Here is a 23903-nt window from a genome sequence, read left to right on the forward strand (position 1 = left end):
GCTTCATTCATGCGCACCTCCACCGTTTCCTTGGCCCTGGCTGCACTGTTGGCCGCACCGGTGATCACGATGGCCCCATCGGGCGCTGTGGGGCGGGAGCAGTCCCCTGAACAGAGCCAGGTTCTGTTCCAGGCCCGCAAGTCCTGGGCCAAGGACAACTACCAGCGCAGGCTGGATTTGTTGAAGAGCCAGCAGCGCTGCATCGATGCGTCAACCTCTGCTGCTGAGCTGAAGACCTGTCGCCAGGAGATGAAAAGAGCCCGGAAGTCCCTCAAGCAGGACTACCGGGCGTACATGAACAAGGTTCGGAATCAGCTGGGGCTGCCGGCACGCACCCGCAACAAGCGCGATGGGAGAAGCCGGAGGCTCCAGGCCTGAGCTGTTGATCAGGCGGCGTCGAGGGCAGCCACACCCGGCAGCACCTTGCCTTCCAGCAGTTCAAGGCTGGCGCCACCTCCGGTGGAGATGTGGGACATCTTCTCGGCCAGGCCAGCCTTCTCGACCGCTGCCACGGAGTCACCGCCGCCGATGATGGTGCAGCAGCCTTTGCCGCTCAGGTCGGCCAGGGTGGTTGCGATGGCGTTGGTGCCGGCAGCGAACTTGTCGAATTCGAACACGCCCATGGGGCCGTTCCAGATCACGGTCTGACAGTCGGCCAGGGCGTCCTGGAACAGCTTGATCGAGTCGGGGCCGATGTCGAGACCCATCCAGCCATCGGGAATGGCGTTGATATCAGTGGTCTGGCTGTTGGCGTCGGGGGCGAAGTTGTCTGCCAGCACCACGTCGGTGGGCAGCAGCAGCTGCACGCCCTTGGCCTTGGCCTTGGCTTCCAGCTCCTTGGCCAGTTCCAGCTTGTCCTCTTCCACCAGGCTCTTGCCCACCGAGAGCCCGCGGGCCTTGTAGAAGGTGAAGATCATGCCGCCGCCGATCAGCACCTTGTCGCACTTGTCGATCAGGGCCTCGAGCACGCCGATCTTGGAGCTCACCTTGGAACCACCAACGATCGCGGCCAGGGGACGCTTGGGCTCATCCACAGCACCCTGCAGGTACTGAAGTTCCTTCTCCATCAGGAAGCCGGCGACGGAGGGCTTGAGGAACTTGGTCACGCCTTCGGTGGAGGCGTGGGCCCGGTGGGCGGCGCCGAAGGCGTCGTTCACGTACGCCTCGGCGAGGCCTGCAAGCTTCTCAGCGAAACCGGCTTCGTTCTTCTCTTCCTCGGCGAAGAAGCGAACGTTCTCCAGCAGCACCACATCGCCGTTGGCCATGGCGCCCACCTTGGCTTCGGCGTCGGGGCCGATGCAGCTGTCGGTCTTGGCCACGGGCTTGCCCAGCAGTTCGCTTAGACGTGCGGCCACTGGGGTGAGGCGCATCGCATCATTCACCTGGCCCTTGGGCCGGCCGAAGTGAGCCGAGAGGATCACCTTGGCGCCCTTGCCGATCAGGTCGTTGATCGTGGGCAGGGCTGCGCGGATGCGGGTGTCGTCGGTGATCGCACCGGCGTCGTTCAGGGGCACGTTGAAGTCAACCCGCACGAGAACGCGTTTGCCGCTCAGGTCGCCGGCGTTGAGGCTGGCCAGGGAACGCTTCGCCATAGGGTTGTGTCGTGCGGTAAGAAAACGGGGTGACATTAACCCGTGTGAACGGCAAAGACTCCAGTGCGTTCAAAGTGGATTTGTTTCACGGGACTTTGCTGAGCTCATCTGCCTCGGTGATGCAGCGGGTCGTCTGTTCTGTGCGTTTGCGTTCGTGAGCACCCCAACGATCCAGTGGTACCCCGGCCACATCGCCAAGGCGGAGCAGCAGCTCAAGCGCCATCTCGACAAGGTGGATCTGGTGATCGAGGTGCGTGATGCCCGCATCCCTCTGGCCACGGGCCACCCCCATCTCAATCGCTGGTTGAAGGGCAAACAGCATCTGTTGGTGATCAACCGGCGCGACATGGTCACCGCGGCGGCCAAGGAGGCTTGGGAGGCCTGGTTCAAGGCCCAGGGGCAGCGGACGGTTTGGTGTGATGCCAAGGCCGGGACCGGCGTGAAGCAGGTGCAGCAGGCCGCAATCCGTGCCGGCGACCAGCTCAACGAACGGCGCCGCAACCGGGGCATGCGCCCTAGGCCGGTGCGGGCTCTCACCCTGGGCTTTCCCAACGTGGGCAAGTCAGCGTTGATCAATCGCCTTGTGCGCCAGAAGGTGGTGGCCAGTGCCCGGCGGGCCGGGGTGACGCGCACCCTGCGTTGGGTGCGTCTGGGGCAGGACCTGGACCTGCTCGATGCGCCGGGGGTGCTGCCCCCTCGGCTCGATGACCAGCAGGCGGCCCTTCGGCTCGCCCTCTGCGACGACATTGGCCAGGCCGCTTATGACGGTGAGTTGGTGGCTCAGGCGTTCTTGAGGCTGTTGATCGATGCGCAGGGGCGGGAAGACTCTGGGGTTGTGTTGTCGATCCTTGAGCAACGTTATGGAACGCCAGTGGACGGCCCTACTGCTGACCCAGCATTTTGGTTGGAGGCAGCGGCCGAAAGACATACCTCTGGGGATACGGCACGGATGTCACAACGTTTGCTGGATGATTTCCGCCGCTCGATGTTGGGCTCCATCGCGTTGGAGTTGCCCGTTGAGCGTTAGAACGAGGGATAGCTGACATTCATTGTTAAGAATGGATTGCGAAAATCACTGCTAAATCCTGAGATTGCTTCAATTATTTTTTGATGCACATGGAAGTCATCCATGAAGATGCAAGACGCGATAAAGAGTTTCTACCAAGACCCCTGTCTCCCTGGTTGGGATGACCCCTATTCGGTTTATGCCCAGCTGAGGGAAGAGTCGCCTATTCATTGGTGCGAAGGGCCTCAAATGTGGATGATTGTCGCCTACCGAGAGGCTTCGGAACAATTAAAAGACCATCGCTTTAGTCGCCAACAGCACCTCGATAAACTGATATCTCGATTTGGTAATGGACATATTTTTGAAAGGCAAAAGAATGATCTTCCATTTCTGGATGGAAATGATCATGCGAGAATTCGTCACCATGTCACCAATGCGTATCGAAGAATTGATTTTCCTGCGTTGAAGGAATTTACGGCCTCGTTTTTGGATTCTCGTCTAAAGAGTTTGTTGAGTCAAAAACAATTTGACGTTGTGCATGAGGTTGCTGATCTTCTCCCTGTCATGGTGGTCAGTGAGCTGTTGGGAGTCCCTGCTGATCAGCAAGGACAGGTGGGGCGCAAGGTTGGATCATTTGTGCGTGCGAGAGGACTCACGCAAACAGAATCAACAATGGGGAAAGGAGATGATTCAATCGCATTTTATGAAGAATACTTTTTGCCGATGATCCATGAAAAGCGCAGCAATCCTTCGTGTGATTTATTGAGTCGTTTGATCGCTGATCCAGAGGAGGGTGTCCATCTATCGGATGAGCAATTATTGTTGATTATTAGCAGTAACTTCTATTCGGCAAGTGTTTTTACGCTTAGGTTATTGGTTAGTACATTGGCCTGGGTGATGGCGATGAATCCTGATGCTTATGCTCGAGTCCAGGACAACCGTGAGCTCGTTATACCCGCACTGGAAGAGTTGTTGCGTTGGGATCCTCCTGCTCAGGCCACCAATGCCAGCGTAGCCTTGGAAGATATCGAAATTGCTGGAAAGCTTGTGAAGGCAGGAGACTCATTATCCGTTCTGGTGGGTGCTGCGAACCGAGACCCCAAGGCCTTCCCTGATCCTGATCAGTTTTTGCTGGATCGCCGCCCCAATTCTCATGTGAGTTTTGCGCCTGGATTACACCAATGTCTCGGTCTTCAAATCGCGAGGATGGAAGGTCAGGCTGCGCTGAATGCATTCTGTGATCATTTTTCATCGCTGTCAGTGATCGAGTCTGAGAGTCAACGGTTTGTCGGAGATCGCTTCCGAGGCTTCGATCGATTGATGCTTGAAGTGTCTCATAAATAGAACCTAAATCGCTGTTATCTGCTATGGATTACATTGAATGTCTCTTTGTTGGTCCTGGTAATAAGCCTAAGGAGTCTCCCTTAAAAAATAATCTGATTCATTCCGTCGATTCTGCATTGACCCATGTTGGAAGGCTGATGCAGAGAGGCACTTTATGCAGCGCAGGACGACCGTGGGCTTTTGCATGACCATCGATCAGTTCATTCCAAGTTGCAGCAGCTGATAAAAGTGAAATCAAGCCGTGGAGGCTTTGACTTTTTTTAGGCCAGTGATCCATATCTCATCAGCAGCAATCGTGCCAACTTTTTGTTCTAGCTTTCTGATGTCGTCATTGAATAGTCCATCGATGATGACGGCTATGGAATCGAGAAGGATCGGCCGGCAAAGGGTAATGATCTCGGCTTGTCTTTTGTTAGGACTTTCCTTCCCAATCTCTGTTAATTCGTGAATCAGACGTGTTGTCTGTTGCTCATGCGTTAACGGACTGTCTGAATTCGCCGTGTTAGGACTATGAAGATTGACGGTTCCGCCGGCCATGAATTCAAAGAGTCAATATCCCCTCGCCATCTTAGCTGTGGTTATGGGCGTGAATATAGGCAATATGTTTTACTCTCAATCTCTCTTGCCGGTAATATCAAATGGCTATGATTTGCATGATGGGCAAGTGTTTTGGGTGCCTGTCTTCTTGCAGTCAGGGCTTTTGACGTCATTGGTGTTTCTATTGCCGGCAGGCGATATCTGGGACCGACGCCTGTTGCTTCGATGGCTTGCTTTTGGTTGTTCTGCATCAGCTCTAGCGGTGGTACTGAGTTTTAATTATTATCTTGTATTGGCAGCATTTTTCTGTCTTGGATTGTGTTCTCTGACGTCGTATATGCTTCCGTCTTATCTTTCTGGGCTGATTCCTCAGGCTGAGCGTGGCCATGCTTTAGGTGTGCTTCTTGCTGGGCAGTTTTCGGGAATTCTTCTTTCTCGCTTTTTTAGTGGTGCTCTCGCTGATTGGTTTGGTTGGAAAAGTATCTATTTACTCTCCTCTTTTTTGATGCTTGCGATTGCCTTCCTTTGGCCACGGCTCATCCCGAAAGATGGCGAAACAGTTGACGTGTCTTATCGGAGGCTTCTTGCTTCGCAACTCCAGTTAATCAGGAGATTCATTGTGCTCCGCTGCGCTTGCGCGAGTCAGGGGTTTCAGTTTGCAGCATTTGCGATTGTCTGGACGGGCTTGTCTCTGCATTTGGCAGGCGCTCCTTGGTTCTATGGATCAGCCCAAATTGGTGCGTTTGGTCTTGTTGGACTGGCTAGTACTCTCTCGTCGCAGTTTGTGGGCAAGCTGGTGGATCGTTTTGGACCATTTTGGGTGATCATAAGTTGCACGTTATCAACGTTGATCGGCGTTGTTGGGCTTTTTGGGGTTGGGTCATCAACGCTTGGCCTCTTGGTTTGTTTGTCCTTGATCGATTTTGGGGTTCAGGGAAGTTATGTTGCGAACCAGTCTCGGGTGTTCTCGCTTGATCAGGCGTCACGATCACGCCTGGGTAGTTTGCTGTTTGTCAGTGCCTTCTCTGCAGCGACTGTTTCAGGGCTTTTGCAAGTGCGTCTTTGGCCCGTGTGGGGTTGGTACGGCTTGCTGACGTTTGCCGTGATTTTGGTTGTGATTGCGTTTGTGACGCAACTCCCTCTACGTCTTCAGCCCCATGCGTCCTTGCGTCAGCCATGAGACCGATCTTGTGAATTCTCCTAGCGGCCCCACGGAAACTGATTTGCATCATTCCTTTGGGGAAGGGGAGGGCACGCTTGTCACGCTGACCTATCCCAAGCCGTTGCCGATGCGGCTGGACCGGTGGCTGGTGAGCCAGCGTAAGGAGCAGAGCCGGGCCCGGATTCAGAAATTCATCGACGCGGGCTACGTGCGCGTCAACGGCAAGACCGGCAAGGCTAAAACGCCCCTGCGCCAGGGCGATGAGGTGCAGCTGTGGATGCCTCCACCGGAACCGCTGCCTTACCTCAAGCCGGAGCCGATGGATCTGGATGTGTTGTTTGAGGACGACCATCTGATTGTGCTCAATAAGCCGGCCGGGTTGACGGTGCATCCGGCGCCGGGCAACAAGGACGGCACGCTGGTGAACGGCCTGCTGCATCACTGCCCGGACCTGCCCGGCATCAGCGGCAAGCTGCGGCCGGGGATCGTGCACCGTCTCGATAAAGACACCACCGGCTGCATCGTGATCGCCAAGAGCCAGGAAGCCCTGGTGCGGCTGCAGGTGCAGATCCAGAAACGGATCGCGTCACGCGAGTACTTCGCCGTCGTCCATGGCGTGCCCGGCGGCGATTCCGGCACGATCGTCGGCGCCATCGGTCGCCATCCGGCGGATCGCAAGAAATATGCCGTGGTGAGCTCTGAAAACGGTCGTTACGCCTGCACCCACTGGACCTTGGTGGAGCGTCTTGGCGACTACTCCCTGTTGCGGTTCAAGCTCGATACCGGACGCACCCATCAGATCCGCGTCCACTGCGCCCATATGAATCATCCTGTGGTGGGGGATCCCACTTACAGCCGTTGCCGCAAATTGCCGATGGACCTGCCCGGTCAGGCCCTGCATGCCGTGCAGTTGGGGCTGGATCACCCGATCACCCGGGAGCGGATGGTGTTTGAGGCGCCCCTTCCTCCGGTGATGGAGAAATTGCTGGGGCTGTTGCGGCGGCGCGTTGTGTCCTGTTGATGGCAACGATCCGGGTCAGCATTCCCTGGCAGGTGTGCAGCGGCTGAGATCAGCGTCATCGCGCAGAAGCCAGTGGCCGAGCGGTATGTGAGTGCTTGAAGTGCAGGGGGTGTTGGAGAGAAGGATCCCATCCCCGCTGGACAAGCCCTGAATCTGCCGTTTGATAGCTCGTCATCCATGGGCCGATCAATGGTCATACGGGTTCGTTGCCGCAGGACTTGGCTGTCCGCACTGATCCGTTCGGTTCGCCGCGAGGTCTTGCCTGATGCCCTGCGCCGGCATCTGATCGTGGTTGACCTTCCGAAGGGCGTCTGAGCTCAGCGCGGCAGCCGGGGACAGGCCTCCACGAGGGTCTGGCTGATTGGCGCCTGGGGCGAACTGAAGATTCTGTCCCCTGGCCCCTGCTCCACCACCTTGCCTTGGTCCAGCACCATCACCCGATGGCAGAAGCCACTGGCCACTGAGAGGTCGTGGGTGATGAACACGATGGCAAGCCCCAGCTCCTGTTGCAGCTTCCGCAGCAGAGCGAGCACATCTGCCTGCACCTCCGCATCGAGCATGCTCACGCTCTCGTCGCAGATCAGCACCTTGGGCTTCAAGGCCAGGGCGCGGGCGATGGCCACCCGCTGTTGTTGGCCACCAGAGAGCTGCTTGGGCAGTCGGTTTTGAAACTGCTCTGCGGGGCTGAGTCCGACCCGCTCCAGCAGGCGACGGGCTTCCTCCCTGGCCGCGGCTTTGGAGCAGAGGCCATGGATCAGCAACGGATCGGCGATGGCATCCGCCACCTGCAGGGCGGGATTCAGGCAGGCCAGAGGGTCCTGAAACACCATCTGGAGGGCCCGACGGACTGTCCGCAGCGCCTCTCCACGCAGGCTCAGAAGGTCCTGGCCGAGCAGGTCGACCCGTCCGCCGCGGATCGGATTCAGTCCCATCAGGGCCCGGCAAAGGGTGCTCTTGCCACAGCCGGAGGCCCCAACCACCCCAAGACTTTCTCCGGCCTTGAGCTCAAAACTCACCCCATCCACCGCTTTCAGCCAGACGGGCGACCAAGGGGCGCCACCCACGGCATGCCAGCAGCGGAGTTCCTCCACCCGCAGCACTCTGGTGGTGTCGGGGCGTTCCGGCGACTGTCCCCCTTCCCTGGCCTGCGCGGAGGCGACCAGCCGTTGCCCTACCGATGATTGCGGCCGGGTGAGCAGCTGACGGCTGGGTCCGTCCTCCACCTTGCGTCCGCCGTCGAGCATGGCCATGCGGTCGCACCAGCGGGCGGCCATGGCGAGGTCATGGCTGATCAGCAGCAGGGCACTGCCCAGCTCCTGGCAGAGACCGCTTAGCTCGGCCATCACCTGCCCCGCCACCGCCACATCCAGGCTGGTGGTGGGTTCATCGGCGATCAGCAGCGGTGGCTTCAGAGCGATAGCCAGGGCAATCGCCAGGCGTTGGCGCATGCCGCCGCTGAGTTCATGGGGGTAGGCACGGAAGCGGTTGGCACCAATGCCCACCCGTTCCAGCAGGTCCCGGGCCCGTTCCTGGTGGGTAGCGGTGCTGGTCCCAGGGCGGTGGGCCCTGAGGGTGTCGATCAGGTGTCCACCCACGCTCATCAGCGGATTCAGCCGCGTCATCGGGTCCTGGAACACCAGACCCACGGCCTCACCCCGCAGCTGGCGCAGCTGCGGTCGCCTGAGCTGGCGTGGATCCTGACCGGTCAAGGTGAGGCGTCCTTCACAGACCGTGCCCCGCGGGAGGAGTTGCATCACAGCCCGGGCCACGGTGCTCTTGCCGCAGCCCGAGGATCCCACCAGGGCCAGGGTTTCCCCAGGATCGAGGCTCAAATTCAGCCCATCGAGCGTCCATCGCTCACTGCTGGGGTAGCGCAAGCGCAGCTGTTCGAGTTCCAGGACAGGCCGGCCCATGAACAGTGCGGCAGGAGCGACGGGGGGTCCTGCACTGAATACCATGGATTGACCCGATGGGTCGGATGCTCAACGCTGCCTCCACACCCAAAGAGCCCCGAACCGATGCCGGTTCGGCAAGGGTTGGCTGCGTGTTGCCGGAAGTCCGGCGCCATCCCATACGCCATCCGGATGACTACGCCATCCCACTTCCGGACTGGTTGCGTGAGTGCATTGCCAATGTGCCCCCCGGCATCGGCCAGAGCTGTCCCACCGATGCCGAGGCGCTGCTGGTGTCGGCCTTTGATTTCGGCTTTCAGCTCCACGAAGGTCAGTTCCGGGCCAGTGGTGATCCCTACATCGTTCATCCGGTGGCCGTCGCCGATCTGTTGCGCGATATCGGCGCCAGCGCCCCGGTGATTGCCGCTGGCTTTCTCCACGACGTGGTCGAAGACACGGACGTCACCCCTGATCAGATCGAGCAGTACTTCGGTTCCGAGGTGCGGGAACTGGTGGAGGGGGTCACCAAACTCGGCGGTATTCATTTCAACGACCGCACGGAAGCTCAGGCCGAGAATCTGCGGCGGATGTTCCTGGCCATGGCCAGTGACATCCGCGTCGTGCTGGTGAAGTTGGCGGATCGGCTGCACAACATGCGCACCCTCGGTGCCCTGAAAGAGGAGAAGCGCCAACGGATCGCCCGTGAAACCCGTGAGATCTATGCACCCCTAGCCAACCGGCTTGGCATCGGACGCTTCAAGTGGGAGCTGGAGGATCTGGCCTTCAAATTGCTGGAACCGGAGGCCTTCCGTGAGATTCAGGAGGAGGTGGCGACCAAGCGCAGTGAGCGGGAGCAACGGCTTGGCGTCACGGTGGGGCTGCTGAATGAACGGCTGGAGCGGGCCGGCTTGGAGAGCTGTGAGGTGAGTGGTCGTCCCAAGCATCTCTACGGCATCTGGAGCAAGATGCAGCGTCAGCAGAAGGAGTTCAACGAGATCTACGACGTGGCGGCGTTGCGGATCCTCACCACCAGTGTTGAGAGCTGCTATCGCGCTCTCGCCGTGGTTCACGACACCTTCCGTCCGATCCCCGGCCGCTTCAAGGACTACATCGGGTTGCCCAAACCCAATGGATATCAATCCCTGCATACGGCCGTGATCGGTCGGCACCGCCCGATCGAAGTGCAGATCCGCACGCTTGAGATGCACCACGTGGCCGAATTCGGGATTGCGGCCCACTGGAAATACAAGGAGGGGGGATCTCCCGCCAGCAGCAGCAGTAATGCGGAGCGGTTCAACTGGCTGCGTCAACTGGTGGATTGGCAGCAGGAAGGCGGTAACGATGATCACAACGACTACCTCTCGTCGATCAAGGAAGACCTGTTTGACGAAGAGGTTTTCGTGTTCACCCCGAAGGGCGATGTGCTCGGTTTGCGCAAGGGGGCAACAGCCGTCGATTTTGCTTATCGCATCCACTCCGAAGTGGGCAACCACTGCCATGGCGTCCGCATCAACGATCGGCTATGCCCCCTGGCGACACCGTTGCAGAACGGTGATTTCGTTCAGGTGCTCACCAGCAAGACGGCGCACCCGAGCCTGGATTGGCTGAACTTTGTGGCCACGCCGACGGCGCGCAATCGCATTCGCCAGTGGTACAAGCGCAGCCACCGTGACGAGACGATTGAACGGGGCAAGGATCTGCTGGAGCGGGAGCTGGGGCGTGATGGCTTCGATGCCCTGCTGAACAGTGAAGCGATGCAGCGGGTGGCCCAGCGCTGCAATGTGCCCACCACCGAGGATCTGCTGGCGTCACTGGGGTTCGGTGATGTCACGCTCCAGCAGGCACTCAACCGTTTGCGGGAAGAAATGCGCCTGCTGGCGGAACAGCAGCAGGCCCCACCCAGCAACGAAGACGTTGCCGCGGCGCTGGTGCCATCGCGGGATCTGGCGCCCGACCGTTCTGGAGGCGAAGGGGCGATCCTTGGGCTCGAGGGATTGGATTACCGCCTTGGTGGCTGCTGCAGTCCGTTGCCGGGAGAGCCGATTGTGGGCACGGTCGCCCTCGGCAACCACGGCATCACCATTCACCGGCAGGACTGCTCCAACGTGGAGACGATGCCCCGGGAACGGCGGCTGCCTGTGCGTTGGAACACCACCCACGCCGATCGGGAGAAACATCGGTTCCCGGTGCAGCTGCGCATCGAAGTGATCGATCGTGTGGGCATCCTCAAGGACATCCTGCTGCGCCTCTCCGATGGCGCCATCAACGTCAGTGATGCCCGGGTCACCACCGCAGCGGGCCGGCCAGCCCGGATTGATCTCCGGGTTGAACTGGAGGGTGCCGATCAGCTCAGCCGCACCATGGACCAGATCCGCTCGATGGCGGATGTGATTGGGATTGCCCGGGTGGGATCGGCCTAGCTGCCCTGGCTGCCGATGGGCCTGGCCTTCGCCGCTGAAACAGGCGGTAGGCGATCCAGCCGCTGGCGATGGCCAGCACCATCCCCACGACGCTCGAGCCCAGCAGGATGCGCTGGGTGAAGTCCCATCCCTGGGCCCACAGGCTGCTGCGATTGAGCTCCGCCGGGTTGATCCCGCTCCGGCCAGGGCCCAGCAGCTGACAGCCCACCAGGTAGTTGAACCAGTACAGAGGCAGATAGGTGAGGGGATTGCTCACCAAGGTTCCCGCTGCAGCGAGCAGGTGGTTGCCACGAACAACGGTGGCGACGCCCACGCTGAGGAAGATCTGCAGCCCGAAGAAGGGGTAGCAGCCGCAGAACACGCCGGCGGCCAGGCCGCGGGCCCGTTGCCCAGGGGTTCCTTCCTGCCTCCACAACCAGAGCACCCCGCGGCGCATCCGGAGGCGTCCGAGGCGCAGCAACCGGCGCATGAACCCAGCAAATGACGGCTGGATCCTAGGTATGGAGCACCGGAGGCGAATGCTGTGCCCAGCACCGACACGATTGCAGCGGTGGCCACTGCCGTGGCGCCAGGGCAGGGTGGGATCGCTGTGATTCGTCTGTCCGGCCCTGATGCGGAAGCGACAGGACGCAGCGTGGTGCACTGTCCGGGTTGTCAGGCCTGGGGGTCGCACCGGGTGGCCTATGGCCACGTGATTGATGGCGAAGGCCGGCGACTTGATGAGGTGCTGTTGCTGCTGATGCGCGGGCCGCGGAGTTTCACTGGCGAGGACGTGGCGGAGATCCACTGTCATGGCGGGGTGATCGCGGTGCAGCGGGTGCTCGAACAGGTGCTGCGGCAGCCGGGAGTGCGCCGGGCCCAGCCAGGAGAGTTCAGCCAGCGGGCCGTGCTCAACGGGCGGCTCGACCTCACCCGCGCGGAGGCGTTGAGTGAGCTGGTGGCGGCCCGCAGCCGCCGGGCGGCCGAGTTGGCGATGGCGGGCCTCGATGGCGGCATTCAGGCCCAGATCACGGCGCTGCGGGAACGGCTGCTGGACCAGCTCACTGAGTTGGAGGCCCGGGTCGATTTCGAGGAGGACCTGCCACCTCTTGATGGCAATGCCCTTTTGCAGCAGCTGAACGCCGTGCGCCTTGAGCTTCAGCAGTTGGTGCGGGATGGCGAGCGGGGGGATGCCCTGCGTCAGGGGCTGCGGGTGGCGTTGGTGGGTCGGCCCAATGTGGGGAAGAGTTCCCTGCTCAATCGGCTCAGCCGCCGCGAGCGGGCGATCGTGACCGATCTGCCGGGCACCACCAGGGATCTGCTGGAGAGCGAGATCGTTCTGGAGGGCGTGCCGATCACCCTGCTCGACACCGCCGGCATCCGCAGCACCGACGATGCGGTGGAGCAGCTGGGGATTGCTCGCAGCGAGGAAGCGCTGGCCACGGCGGATGTGGTGCTGTTGGTGCTTGATGGCCATGCGGGCTGGACCAGTGAAGATGCGGCCTTGCTGGCGCGCATCCCGCAGCAGATCCCCAGGATCCTGGTTGCCAACAAGGCGGATCTCCCTGCGGGGGCCTTCCCTCAGCCGGTGGATGTTCAGCTGTCGGCGTTGGAGGGCACGGGGGAAGCGGACCTGGTACAGGCCCTGCTCGAGCGTTGTGGTGCGGCAGGCACCGACGGCATGTTGGTGGCACTGAATCAACGCCAACGTGATCTGGCGGCGCGGGCGGCTGAGGCGCTAGCCCGCAGCCAGGAGGTGGCGGCCCAGCAGCTGCCCTGGGACTTCTGGACCATCGACCTGCGCGAGGCGATCCGGTCTCTAGGGGAGATCACCGGGGAAGAACTCACCGAAGCGGTGCTGGACCGTGTGTTCTCCCGCTTCTGTATCGGCAAGTGAGCCGCCTAAGGCAGACGGCCTGAAGCCTGCAGTTCCTCCTCAAACCCGAAGGCTGTCGGCGATTGCAGGCGATCTGGGAAGAGCACGCCGTCGAGGTGATCGCACTCGTGCTGCATCACCCTGGCTTCGAAGCCGCTGAAGTGTTCGCGGTGGCAGCGGCCTTGCAGATCACGCCATTGCAGTCGGATGTTGGCCCAGCGGGCCACCTCGCCCCGCAGGCCCGGCACGCTCAGGCAGCCTTCCCAGCCCGCGATGGTCGTCTTGCTCAGGGGAGTGATCAAGGGATTGATGATCACCCGCTCCGGCACCGGCGCTGCATCGGGATAGCGGGGATTGTGGGCCATGCCCACCACCACCACACGCCAGGGTGCATGGATCTGCGGGGCGGCCAGTCCTGCTCCGGAGCGGGCGGTTTTGGTGTCGATCAGGTCGTTGATCAGGGCCTGGAGATGTTCGGAACCGAACCAGCTCTCTGGCACCTCAGTCGCCCGCTGGCGAAGGGCAGGATCACCAAGGCGAAGAACGGGTCGAATGCTCATCGCTCTCCTTTTTGGCGAGGCATCAGCCTGGCGATCAGGATCAGCAGCGTGATGGCCGTGTAAGCCACAGCCCACGGTTCACCGGTGCCCCACCCCAGGTTCAGCACGGTGTCGGCGCTGGAGAACCGCCAGGCATGCAGGATCCCGAACCAAGCCAGAACCGCGGCCGATCCGCTGCAGGCTGCCGCTGCCAGAAAGCGGCCTTCGATGGCGAACACCAGCAGGGCTGCCAGCAGCATCGCCGTGATGATCTGCCCCTGCTCCAGGGCAAAGGCCCCGGCCGCCCACACATCGCCTGAGGCCAACTGAGTGACCAGGGCCTCGCTGAAGGGTCGGGCCTCGCTGCCGAGGCCGCCCGTGCGCAGCCCCGCCTTCAGCAGTTGGGCGCCCCAGCCGGCCAGCCCCGGAAGAATGCCTAATACAACGGCCGGAGCATGGCGGGCAGGCGTGGCCTGAAACGCCTGGGCGGTCATGGCGATGCCGATGTAGAGCACGATCGCCATGCCGGCATCAATCGGGATCAGCAGCGCCACAACGCCAAAGAGCCCCAGGACGCAGGCGGAGGCCATCACCACACCGTTCAGCCAGGAATAGCCCGATCGGGCACCGAGATCCTTGAACCCCGAGTGACCGATGTAGATGGTGGTGGGGAAGCAGGATCCCAGGGCCGCGGCACTCAGGGTGCCGATCCCGTCGATCAGCAGGCAGCTGCGGGTGGCGTAGCGATCACCGGCGGCTTCGGCGCTGTCGAGGTTTTGCAGCGATCCGATCACGTTGAACAGCCCCATCGGCAGGATCACCCCCAACCAGGGCATCAGATCGGTGCGGTTGGTCCAGAGTGCACCCAGCTGCAGGGTTGGTGCTTGCAGCCCCACCGTGATGAGGCCCGACTGCCAGGCGCTGTCGTCTGGACCGATCAGCCCGCTGCTCCACGCGAGCACCATGCCCACCAGCACGGCCATCAGGCCAGTGGGGAGCGGCCACTTCACCTTGGCGTAGGTGCCAAGCAGGATCACGGCCAGGCTGGTGAGCCCCACCAGGGGATGGGCATAGCTCCGCAAAAGGAACCCCAGGGCGATGTAGCCCAGGGCAATGCCTGCCAGGGTGGAGAGCAGGGCGGCCCGGGGCAGCCAACGCCGCAGGCGATCCGCGCAGAAGGCACCGGCCGTTTCAATCAGGCCTGAGCCCATGCAGGCGACCATGCCGGCATGCCAGGACCGGGTCACAGCGTCGGCCTCGCTCATGCCGCCGTTGAGCGAGGCCAGTTTCACCGGCAGCATCACCAGGAAGATGTAGGCGAACAGGCTGACGGTGTTGATGCCGTAGGGCAATGCCGTGCAGTCGTCGCGCTCTTCCCGCGCTCCCAGACGGCGCGCCAGATGGCTGTAGGCGAGATTGCCCACCAGCAGGCTGACACCGGCGGCTGGGAGGATTTGCCCGAAGATCAGGGCGTCGGGATAGCCCAGAACCCCGCGGCACAGGCTGATGATCAGCAGGATCTGAATCAGGTTGTTCAGCCCCAGGGCGAGGAAGCCATCCAGATCGCCGGGACGCCACGGGCCCAGAACGCGATGTAGAGATGCAGGCATTGGCGACGCTTGCGACACCTCAGCATGGACGGCATGGCAGAACCTCTTTCCAGGGCTCCCTCCCCTCTGATGATCACCCCCCAGCTGCGTCGTCAGCTGGGGGATTGGCTGCAGGAGGATCTCGGGCGTGGCGATCTCAGTGCAGTGGCGTTGCGGGGACGGCAGGGGCAGGCCCACTGGATGGCGAAGGCCGATGGCGTGTTCTGCGGGGGGGTGCTGCTGGAGCCATTGCTGCGGGCGTTGGAGCCAGCGGATGCAACCTGGCAACTGCGCCTGCTGGCGGCCGATGGCGCGGTGGTGAAGGCCGGTGATCGCTTGTTGGAGCTGGAAGGGCCGGCTGGGGTGCTGGTGGCGCTGGAGCGCACGGCCCTGAATCTGGCGATGCGGCTGTCGGGCATTGCAACCGCCACCGCTGCGTTGGTGGCGGATCTTCAGGGAACGGGTGTGGCGTTGGCGGACACCCGCAAAACCACCCCCGGGCTGCGGACCCTGGAGAAATACGCCGTGCGCTGTGGTGGCGGGGTGAATCACCGCCTCGGCCTTGATGACACCGCCATGCTCAAGGAGAACCACCTGGCCTGGGCTGGAGGGGTGGAGCCGGCGATCGCGGCTGTGCGTGCTGCAGCTCCCTGGCCGTCTCAGGTGATCGTGGAAGCGGAAACCGAGGCGGAAGCGATGGCAGCGGTGGCTGCCGGAGCCAATGGGGTGCTGCTCGATGAGTTCACCCCTGAGCAGCTCACGCAGTTGGTGCCACGGTTGCGGCAGCTGGCGAGGGAGCGACCGGGAGCTGGATCAGTGGTGCTGGAAGCATCTGGCCTTCAGCCTTCACAGTTGCGGGCCTATGCCGCCACCGGCATCGATCTGATTTCGACCAGTGCACCGGTCACCCGCAGCCGTTGGCTCGACCTCAGCATGCGGTTCAGCTGAGGCCTGCGCGGCGGATGGTTGGATTGGAGTCTGCATTTCTTGGCTGATCGATGCACGTCACTTGCGTTCACGTTCACGTGAAACCCGATCGGATCGAGGAGTTTCGTCAGGCGTCCATCCTCAATCACCAGGAATCCATCCAGGAACCTGGCAATCAACGCTTTGACATCCTCCAAAGCAAGGACGACCCCACTCGGTTTCTGCTTTACGAGGCGTACGAATCCGAAGCGGCCGCAGCAGCCCACAAGAGCACGCCGCATTACCTGAAGTGGAGGGAAACCGTCGCCGATTGGATGGCTGAACCGCGGAAGGGTGTTCCCTACCAATCGGTTGCCCCATGACGCGACGGACCCATGACAATGGCGTTTTCCTTTGCACGGGTCCCGCCGATTCACTGCGGTATGGGAACGCTCAAACAGATCACCACTTGGCTGCAGTCGCATCAGGTGCAATCGGTCTTGCTGGTGACCGGACGAGCCTCGCTGGAGGCGATGGGTCACCTGAGCCTCGTGGAGCGTTTGATCAACGATGCTGGAGCCAGTCATCACCATGTGGTTTGTGACGGTGAACCCAGCACGGAGCTGGTGGATCGCACCACCCAGCAGTGGTTTGATCAGGGCCTGGACGCTGTGATCGGCATCGGTGGCGGCAGCGTCATCGATTTCGGTAAAGCAATTGCTGCGATGCTCCCCCACGGAAACTCTGTGCTCGATCACCTCGAGGGTGTGGGCCGTGGTCTGGTCCACAGTGGAATCACGCTGCCTTTCCTGGCGATTCCCACCACCTCAGGCACCGGTGGAGAGGTATCGAAAAACGCCGTCCTCAGTGATGTGGGTCCGGAGGGTTACAAGAAGTCGTTGCGTCACGACAACTTTGTTCCCAATGCCGTGATCCTGGATGGTTCGCTGCTCACCGGTGCCGCTGCTGATGTGACGGCAGCCTGCGGTATGGATGCCTTCACGCAGTTGCTGGAGCCATTTCTTTCCCCAACCGCATCCCCGTTGAGTGACGCGATCGTCTGGAGCGGGCTCCAGCACGTGGTGCCGAATCTGCGGCGTGCCTGTGGAGAGGAGGGAGCCGCCGATCCGCAGGTGCGCTTGAGCATGGCCTACGGCGCCCTCTGCTCAGGCATCGGATTGGCGAATGCCGGCCTTGGCATTGTTCACGGTCTGGCGGGGCCGATCGGGGGCTGGTTTCCGATTCCCCACGGTGTGGTTTGCGGAACCTTGATGGCTGCCGCTCAACAGCAGAACTGGCGCGCTCTGCAACAACGCGATCCCAACCACCCTGCCGTTGAACGCATGGCCCGTGTTGGCCGGTTGATGCCCGATGGCAGCGGCCTCAGTGAGAACAAGGCTGCTGTGGATCATTTCACGAACAGCTTGCTCGATTGGGTTGAGGAACTGAGGATCCCCCGCCTGGGTGACTACGGCATCACTGCTGCTGATCTGGACCGGATCGTTGAGTCCGCCAGTAACCGCAACAACCCAATTGCGCTGACCCCATCAGAGATCAAGGCCTTGCTGCAAACAAGGCTTTAAGCAAGGTTGGATCAAGTGCTTGCACCAGCCTGGTCAAGGGCGGTGGCAAATTTTTTGGCATAACCCTCAATCAGATCGGCTTTGTCCATGCCGTTGATGATTTTGCGGGCGTGGAAGTAGTCCACAATTTGCCCCTCGAGAGGATCACCGATGAAGTTCTTGAGAGCCCATCCTGTGAACACCCCACAAAACATGCCGTTAAACATGATCACTGCTGCATAGCGGTCATCCTTCACAGCATCGGGGTGTTTTGTGAAATCGGGCGCGTCAGGAAAAATTGATTGCACAACACCTGTCATGGCGGTGTAGTTCGCCCGGCCTGTGAGTTGCACAAATCCCCGCCCGTGAAACCTGGCTCCATCTCCAGGTTCCGTGTTGCCGAGGTCGGATCGGTTTTCATACATCTGTGTGAAATAAGCGGTATCTCCGTATTCATCAATGGGCTGCATGGTGGCAGCTGTTTCATGTTTTGTGGTGGCGAGCATGTAGGCCAGCCAGCCGATGGAGCGGATGTCCCAGTTGGTTTTGAAGTCCCCTTGTGGTGGCTTGGGTGGTGCGTCCCAGAAGTTCAGGATGGCTTCCATTCCATCCACGTGCTGCTGCCGGAGCACGCCGTTGAACAAATCATCCCGAATGCATGTGTAGAAGATCTTGCGGTCCAATCGCACCCCTTGGATGAGATCGGAGGGTAGGTGGCTTGTTCAGTGCTGGCATGGTTGTCCCTTGGATCTGCAGCTGGCCTGATCAGGCCCTGAGGGTGCATTCCCGCGCCGGGAGATGATCAGGAGCTGACTCCGATCACCGGCTGCTGTCCATGCTGCGCATCGCCAACGCCCTCCACACCCAGTTGCGCGGTGCGATGCAACGGGCCTTCCCCGAGGCCTGGGCGTCTGCGGCGGGTGCCGGCCTCGACCCCCAGCTGGCCCCGGCGAGCAAGCCTGAGTTCGGCGACTTCCAGGCCAACGGCGCCCTGCCGCTGGCCAAACCCTTGAAGCAGGCGCCTCGTCAGATCGCCACTGCGATCGTGGCGCAGCTGCAGGCCGATCCCGCCTTCACCGACCTCTGCCTGGAGCCCCAGATCGCCGGGCCCGGTTTCATCAACCTCACGATCCGCTCGGAGCGGCTGGCATCGGAGGTGGCTGCGCGGCTTGGGGATAAGCGCCTCGGGGTCCCCTCCGTGGAGAACCCGGCGCCGGTGGTGGTGGATTTTTCCAGCCCCAACATCGCCAAGGAGATGCATGTGGGGCATCTGCGTTCCACGATCATCGGCGACTCCCTGGCCCGGGTGCTTGAGTTCCGCGGCCACCCTGTGTTGCGCCTGAACCACGTGGGCGACTGGGGCACCCAGTTCGGGATGCTGATCACCCACCTCAAGCAGGTGGCCCCGGAGGCGTTGGAGACGGCCGATGCGGTGGACCTCGGCGATCTGGTGGCCTTCTACCGGCAGGCCAAGAAACGCTTCGATGACGACGAGGCGTTTCAGACCACCTCCCGCGAGGAGGTGGTGAAGCTCCAGGGGGGTGATCCGCTGTCGTTGAAGGCCTGGGGCCTGCTCTGTGACCAGTCGCGGCGTGAATTCCAGAAGATCTACGACCGGCTCGACATCCGCTTGAGCGAGCGGGGCGAGTCGTTTTACAACCCCTTCCTGCCGGCGGTGATTGAAGGACTCAAAGCCGCCGATCTGCTGGTCACTGATGACGGGGCCCAGTGCGTGTTCCTTGAGGGCGTGCAGGGCAAGGACGGCAAGCCGCTGCCGGTGATCGTGCAGAAGAGCGACGGTGGTTTCAACTACGCCACCACTGATCTGGCGGCGATCCGCTATCGCTTTGCGGCAACGCCGGAGGGGGATGGGGCCCGGCGGGTGATCTACGTGACTGACGCCGGCCAGGCCAATCATTTCGCCGGCGTGTTCCAGGTGGCGGAACGGGCCGGTTGGATCCCCGATGGATCCCGGCTGCAGCATGTGCCCTTTGGGTTGGTGCAGGGGGAGGACGGCAAGAAGCTCAAGACCCGGGCCGGCGACACGGTGCGTCTGCGGGATCTGCTTGATGAAGCCGTCGAGCGCGCCGAAACCGATCTGCGTTCACGCCTGAAGGACGAAGAGCGCAGCGAGCCTGAGGCGTTCATCAACCATGTGGCCAGCACCGTGGGCCTGGCGGCGGTGAAATATGCCGACCTGAGCCAGAACCGGATCACGAATTACCAGTTCTCCTTTGATCGGATGCTGGCGCTGCAGGGCAACACGGCGCCCTATCTGCTCTATGCCGTGGTGCGTATCGCTGGAATTGCGCGCAAGGGGGGTGATCTGGATGCGGCAGCAACGGCGCAGTTGCAGTTCAGCGAGCCGCAGGAATGGGCGCTGGTGCGGGAACTGCTCAAGTTCGATGCGGTGATCGCTGAGGTGGAGGAGGAGTTGCTGCCCAATCGCCTTTGCAGCTACCTGTTTGAGCTCAGCCAGGTGTTCAACCGCTTCTACGACCAGGTGCCGGTGCTCAAGGCTGACGCGGAGGCACTTCCTTCACGTCTGGCCCTGTGCCGGCTGACGGCCGACACGCTCAAGGCCGGCCTCGGGCTGCTGGGAATAGCCACGCTGGAGCGGATGTGAGCGGGAATCCAGGAGCGCTCGAGGTCCCTCATTGTTGGAATACGGATTCAGATCTGTACAGCTGCGCTGCTGTTTTGGCACCTGGCCATTGGTGTGTTCGCTTGAAGATTGTCGGCAGGGTGGTGTTGGGGGCTTCCTGAAAAACCAGTGATTTTCCACTTAAATTTTACTGAAACAGGGGCGATTGGTTGGTTTTGCGAGTATATAATCTGCCTGTAAAGCATTGTGCATGGCAGCTATCTTTTCGAGCTAAGGCCGTCAACTACCCATTGCTATTGTTGCCCTAAATATTGTGTCAATCATTAACTATTGGATGATTGAAGCTATGCTTTGCATTCTTATTGGCTGACCTGCGAAAAATTTTGCTATATGCCTAGCACCTTTCCCAAAATAAGCTTTGAATTAATTGCCTCAACGTTGGGGTGTATTGGCGACGCTGTTTTAATTACAAGCGAAAGTAGAGAAACTTTGTATTACAATGAGAAGCTCTATAGGATTTGGGGAGTAGATGAAAAGGTGATCTCTGAGTACACTTCGGGGCATAAGGAGATAGGCTGTAAATATGCGGATAAATACCTCAAGCATCCTGATGAATTCGTTGAGATTGTTCACCGCGTTCAAGGAACGCTTCAGGAAACCAACGACACGATTGAATTTATAGATGGGCGTATATTTAAGCGGCGTGGAGTAGGGATCAAAGATGAGGTCCATGGCATTTGTAGAATATGGTTCTTTACTGATGTAACTGAAAAAAAATATATTAATACTGACTCGTTGACAAAATGCCTCAATCGAGCTGCTTGGGATGAATTCACGCAAAATCAACCAAGCCATGAAAAGGCCATTGGCGGCTATGCAGTTGCTGTGATTGATGTCAATAATTTCAAACTTATTAATGATGAATTTGGTCATGAAGCGGGAGACAAAGTTTTAAGAAGGGTAGGCAGCACCCTCCTTTCGGTGGCACGAGATCAGGATCTAGTGTTTAGAATTGGTGGTGATGAATTTTGCCTGGTCGTTCCAACACGTCAAGATATTAATCAGTTAATAGAGCAGCGGATTGCCCATTGCTTGATCTCATCTGGAATCAATGCGTCTGTAGGGATTGCAATGGCCTCTGAGCATGGTCAGATTTTAGAGGCATTTCGAAAAGCAGATGTGAACATGCTTCGGTACAAAAAAGATGGCAAGATCAAGGCGCAATCGCTACCCGTTCACCATGTCTTACCACAAGCAAGAATAACAAGAACAGACGAAGAGTTGGAGTTGTTGTCAGAATTAAATGTGGCTCTAGAAAAGCGTGAAATTTATCAACTCTATCAGCCAATTGTTGATGTCAACGGTTGTATCTCGTCGGTTGAGGTGCTGATGAGATGGAACAAAAATGGTGTGTCTGTTCCACCCAGCACATTCATTCCTCTTGCAGAAGAAAGTGGCTGCATCCATGCGATATGGAATGCAAGCTTGCTGGAATCTGTTACTCAATTGGCAGCATGGAAGAAAAAGAATATGGTTCTCCCAGCACTTCGCTTGAATTTCTCTGGCGCTCAGGTTGAATACGCAAAGAATTCAGGCCATTCCTACGCAAAGCAAATTAGTTCAATATGTGAATTGAATGGAATCCCTCCTTCCTTGATTAGGATTGAGTTAACGGAGACGGTCTTGCTTCAAGACTTGGCTAAGGCGAAAGAAATTTTTGAAGAGCTTGCCGCAATTGGAGTTCACCTGAGCATTGATGATTATGGAACGGGATTTTCATCATTATCAGTGATTAAAATGCTGCCCGTCACCAGCATTAAAATTGATGGCTCGTTTGTCCACGGGCTTCCCGACTCAGCGCCGGATTGTTCAATCGTATCCACCTTAATTTCACTTGCCAGGGCGATGGACATCATTGCGGTAGTGGAATGTGTGGAGTCGTCTGATCAATACGATTACATCAAGAGTCTTTCTGAAAGTTGCTCGGGTTCGGGCATGTCTTGTGAAACTTTATTCCAAGGCTATCTGTTCTCCAAGCCCGTGCACGCAGAGGCATTAGAACAAATGCTGCCAATCATCGACTGAACTTACCCAAGGGTTTTGGGTATAAACAGAGGTGAATTTGAAAGGTATCACTATTATCATTTCAATCGATCTTGGTGGATTCGAATTGTTCTGCTTGCCTCAATGCAATAATCAGGCCTTGGCCCATTGATCGTAGGATTCACAGCTTACAGAACCATTTCTGCAGAAATGGACAGGCTGGGTCTTGTTATGTTTAAGCATCGTCGTTCAGCGGCCGCTAGGCGATGTCAATTTGGATGACTTGGCAATAGGGCCTTTGGGCACAATGTTTATGGTCGCCTGCCAAAGTCTTGAAATCTTTGATCGGCAATTACATCAAATAGTGGCGACTTCAGTGGCTACTTAACAGTAGAGAGTTCAGGACATAATTATTTTACTCTTTATTTTGCTCGCAGAACATGAACGAAAGGTTCAAGCCGTTTGGGGTCCTGAAGATAATAGATGGATCCCAGGTTTCTTTATATGGCTTAAAGGTGCCGAGGTTCAGATGGGTTAGGCCATCTTTTTCGATGATGAATGAAAGACTATTGTTGGCAGGAAGGAATGACACACTGATCGATATGGCTTCTCCATTCGGCAACTCTAAAGGCTCTTGATCAAGGCCAAAAGGACTGCATTCGTCTTGGATGGTCTCGGCGGGCAAGAGGTTCTCGTAGGGGGTGAGTGGGATCGACGCTAGTTCTTCCCACTGTCCACTCTCTTTATGTCCGTATGAAACGTGCACGAACAGCATCTGGGGCTCTTTGCAGGGTTGCGCTTACGCCAGTCGATTGAAGCAGCTTGCATGGGATGTGTGCAATGAAGCCAATCCAATTGGGCCTCCGATGAATTTAATGGTGAGCCATCTTTGCTGGAGTTGATGGTGTAGATCTTAGGCAAGGCTTAAATTTTTCTCAATTCTGCGAAGCTGAATAACCTTTTGTGATCAACCTGCTGCATTGTCAGCGAATGATGATGGTGTTGGGACTTCTGTCACTGGATCTCAGTCTTCATGCAGCCATAAAGCTGCATCCCCGCTCACACTGAGGAATCAAGGCTTTGGTCCTTCTTTTGATTCAGGCGATGCATACACCTGAATCAAAGGTAAAGATTTGTTTCATTTAAGTTGGTACCAATTTGCGTTTCTAAGATTTTTCTTAGGAGCTTTTTTTTTGCATGCCGCTGAGCGACATTGTTGGCAAATCTTACGCCTTGACGGTTGTCACTCCTCTGTGGTGGTCATGGATCAACCGTTTTTTGTTTGGCTTATATCGATCACTTCCGGCTCAGTTTTTTCCTTTGGTTAATCTTGAAATGATCCATTTTGCAAGATGGGTGATTTTGCCAAAAGATCGATGGCCTGGTCGACCAGACAACTTTGAGACGCGTTATTCGTATCTCTTATTTGCTTCTAATTTTAATGGAACCTGGGATGTTTATTTGGATGAGTTCTCGGATGTAATCTCGTTAGGGATGGATACAATGTGGTATCGAAGTATTGGATTTCCAAAGTCGATCCCTAGCAGCCCTTTTAAATCTTACATCGACGACAACTCAATTGAGAGTTCTTACTATTACAACGCGCTGCCAGGTTTTTCACTCCGAGATGTTGCCAGTGCTTTGAAGGTTCGCAAAGCAATTCATTACTTGGAGGAGCAGATGCTTCATATCAATCAGGATCAGGCTACTTCTGCGGAAACCAAGAATGATCTGTTTTTTCAACAGTTTGAGTCTGTCATGACGAATCTAGTGAACCATTTGCCCTCTACAGGAAAGCCGCCTCCGCATTCACCTGACAGCTCTGATTGA

Annotated in this window: 21 protein-coding genes; 13 read left to right on the forward strand and 8 right to left on the reverse strand. The window is 58.6% G+C overall.

Annotated features, from left to right (window positions below):
- Positions 1-9: 9 nt before the first annotated feature.
- A complete protein-coding gene (locus tag KR52_RS03505; protein ID WP_051834261.1) occupies positions 10-378 on the forward strand; it encodes a hypothetical protein in 369 nt (122 codons plus the stop codon).
- A gap of 8 nt (positions 379-386) precedes the next feature.
- Here the strand turns inward: KR52_RS03505 and pgk are convergent, their stop codons facing one another.
- Positions 387-1592 (reverse strand): phosphoglycerate kinase, encoded by a 1206-nt coding sequence (gene pgk / locus KR52_RS03510; RefSeq protein WP_038552523.1) that lies wholly within the window; start codon positions 1590-1592, stop codon positions 387-389.
- Positions 1593-1746: 154 nt separating this feature from the next.
- Here pgk and ylqF point away from each other — a divergent pair, with 154 nt between their 5' ends.
- Both ylqF and KR52_RS03520 read left to right on the forward strand, forming a co-directional pair.
- Positions 1747-2619, forward strand: a complete 873-nt coding sequence (gene ylqF, locus KR52_RS03515; RefSeq protein WP_038552526.1) for a ribosome biogenesis GTPase YlqF — start codon at positions 1747-1749, stop codon at positions 2617-2619.
- A gap of 234 nt (positions 2620-2853) precedes the next feature.
- Positions 2854-3942 (forward strand): cytochrome P450, encoded by a 1089-nt coding sequence (locus KR52_RS03520; RefSeq protein ID WP_216725535.1) that lies wholly within the window; start codon positions 2854-2856, stop codon positions 3940-3942.
- A 234-nt stretch (positions 3943-4176) separates the two neighbouring features.
- Here KR52_RS03520 and KR52_RS03525 read toward each other — a convergent pair whose 3' ends face one another.
- Entirely contained in the window at positions 4177-4479 is a 303-nt protein-coding gene (locus KR52_RS03525) for a hypothetical protein (RefSeq protein WP_038552531.1), read from the reverse strand.
- Between KR52_RS03525 and KR52_RS03530 the strand changes: the two genes are divergently transcribed.
- Together KR52_RS03530 and KR52_RS03535 are read left to right on the forward strand one after the other, a co-directional pair.
- Entirely contained in the window at positions 4460-5659 is a 1200-nt protein-coding gene (locus KR52_RS03530) for an MFS transporter (RefSeq protein ID WP_156957574.1), read from the forward strand. The two genes, KR52_RS03525 and KR52_RS03530, sit on opposite strands and share 20 nt — an antisense overlap.
- Positions 5637-6662: an RluA family pseudouridine synthase gene (locus tag KR52_RS03535; RefSeq protein ID WP_253912442.1), complete on the forward strand. Its 1026-nt coding sequence runs from the start codon at positions 5637-5639 to the stop codon at positions 6660-6662. The genes KR52_RS03530 and KR52_RS03535 overlap by 23 nt, the downstream gene beginning before the upstream one ends.
- Positions 6663-6979: 317 nt before the next feature.
- On the opposite strand, the gene KR52_RS03540 is transcribed toward KR52_RS03535, so the two are convergent.
- Positions 6980-8620 (reverse strand): ABC transporter ATP-binding protein, encoded by a 1641-nt coding sequence (locus KR52_RS03540; RefSeq protein ID WP_038552536.1) that lies wholly within the window; start codon positions 8618-8620, stop codon positions 6980-6982.
- A 20-nt stretch (positions 8621-8640) separates the two neighbouring features.
- Here KR52_RS03540 and KR52_RS03545 point away from each other — a divergent pair, with 20 nt between their 5' ends.
- Positions 8641-10974, forward strand: coding sequence for a bifunctional (p)ppGpp synthetase/guanosine-3',5'-bis(diphosphate) 3'-pyrophosphohydrolase (locus tag KR52_RS03545; protein WP_038556793.1), 2334 nt, complete (start codon positions 8641-8643; stop codon positions 10972-10974).
- Here the strand turns inward: KR52_RS03545 and KR52_RS03550 are convergent.
- Complete coding sequence (locus KR52_RS03550) at positions 10904-11443, reverse strand: DUF2062 domain-containing protein (RefSeq protein ID WP_051834262.1); 540 nt, start codon at positions 11441-11443, stop codon at positions 10904-10906. The genes KR52_RS03545 and KR52_RS03550 overlap by 71 nt on opposite strands.
- 54 nt (positions 11444-11497) lie before the next feature.
- Here KR52_RS03550 and mnmE point away from each other — a divergent pair, with 54 nt between their 5' ends.
- Positions 11498-12850, forward strand: a complete 1353-nt coding sequence (mnmE, locus tag KR52_RS03555; RefSeq protein WP_038552538.1) for a tRNA uridine-5-carboxymethylaminomethyl(34) synthesis GTPase MnmE — start codon at positions 11498-11500, stop codon at positions 12848-12850.
- A 5-nt stretch (positions 12851-12855) separates the two neighbouring features.
- Here the strand turns inward: mnmE and KR52_RS03560 are convergent, their stop codons facing one another.
- Positions 12856-13389 carry a peptide deformylase gene (locus tag KR52_RS03560; RefSeq protein ID WP_038552541.1) on the reverse strand — a complete coding sequence of 178 codons (534 nt, stop codon included), beginning with the start codon at positions 13387-13389 and terminating at the stop codon, positions 12856-12858.
- The gene (locus KR52_RS03565; RefSeq protein ID WP_038552543.1) at positions 13386-14978 is read right to left on the reverse strand and encodes a permease; all 1593 of its coding nucleotides are present in this window, start codon (positions 14976-14978) and stop codon (positions 13386-13388) included. The genes KR52_RS03560 and KR52_RS03565 overlap by 4 nt, the downstream gene beginning before the upstream one ends.
- A 69-nt stretch (positions 14979-15047) precedes the next feature.
- Between KR52_RS03565 and nadC the strand changes: the two genes are divergently transcribed.
- Genes nadC through KR52_RS03580 form a run of 3 tightly spaced genes read left to right on the forward strand, consistent with a single transcriptional unit; the run spans position 15048 to position 17446 of the window.
- Entirely contained in the window at positions 15048-15905 is an 858-nt protein-coding gene (gene nadC / locus KR52_RS03570; protein ID WP_253912443.1) for a carboxylating nicotinate-nucleotide diphosphorylase, read from the forward strand.
- A gap of 50 nt (positions 15906-15955) precedes the next feature.
- Positions 15956-16246, forward strand: coding sequence for an antibiotic biosynthesis monooxygenase (locus tag KR52_RS03575; protein ID WP_038552550.1), 291 nt, complete (start codon positions 15956-15958; stop codon positions 16244-16246).
- Positions 16247-16264: 18 nt separating this feature from the next.
- Positions 16265-17446: an iron-containing alcohol dehydrogenase gene (locus tag KR52_RS03580; protein ID WP_253912444.1), complete on the forward strand. Its 1182-nt coding sequence runs from the start codon at positions 16265-16267 to the stop codon at positions 17444-17446.
- A gap of 11 nt (positions 17447-17457) precedes the next feature.
- On the opposite strand, the gene KR52_RS03585 is transcribed toward KR52_RS03580, so the two are convergent.
- Entirely contained in the window at positions 17458-18108 is a 651-nt protein-coding gene (locus tag KR52_RS03585; RefSeq protein ID WP_038552556.1) for a hypothetical protein, read from the reverse strand.
- A gap of 152 nt (positions 18109-18260) precedes the next feature.
- On the opposite strand from KR52_RS03585, the gene argS reads away from it, so the two are divergent.
- Complete coding sequence (gene argS / locus KR52_RS03590; RefSeq protein WP_038552558.1) at positions 18261-20051, forward strand: arginine--tRNA ligase; 1791 nt, start codon at positions 18261-18263, stop codon at positions 20049-20051.
- A 369-nt stretch (positions 20052-20420) separates the two neighbouring features.
- Positions 20421-22115 (forward strand): bifunctional diguanylate cyclase/phosphodiesterase, encoded by a 1695-nt coding sequence (locus tag KR52_RS03595; protein ID WP_084221939.1) that lies wholly within the window; start codon positions 20421-20423, stop codon positions 22113-22115.
- Between the two features lie 373 nt (positions 22116-22488).
- Here the strand turns inward: KR52_RS03595 and KR52_RS03600 are convergent, their stop codons facing one another.
- Positions 22489-22848, reverse strand: a complete 360-nt coding sequence (locus KR52_RS03600) for a hypothetical protein (protein ID WP_038552564.1) — start codon at positions 22846-22848, stop codon at positions 22489-22491.
- Positions 22849-23270: 422 nt separating this feature from the next.
- Between KR52_RS03600 and KR52_RS14090 the strand changes: the two genes are divergently transcribed.
- Positions 23271-23903, forward strand: a complete 633-nt coding sequence (locus tag KR52_RS14090; protein WP_156957575.1) for a hypothetical protein — start codon at positions 23271-23273, stop codon at positions 23901-23903.

The sequence above is a fragment of the Synechococcus sp. KORDI-52 genome, from assembly GCF_000737595.1.
Lineage (GTDB): Bacteria > Cyanobacteriota > Cyanobacteriia > PCC-6307 > Cyanobiaceae > Parasynechococcus.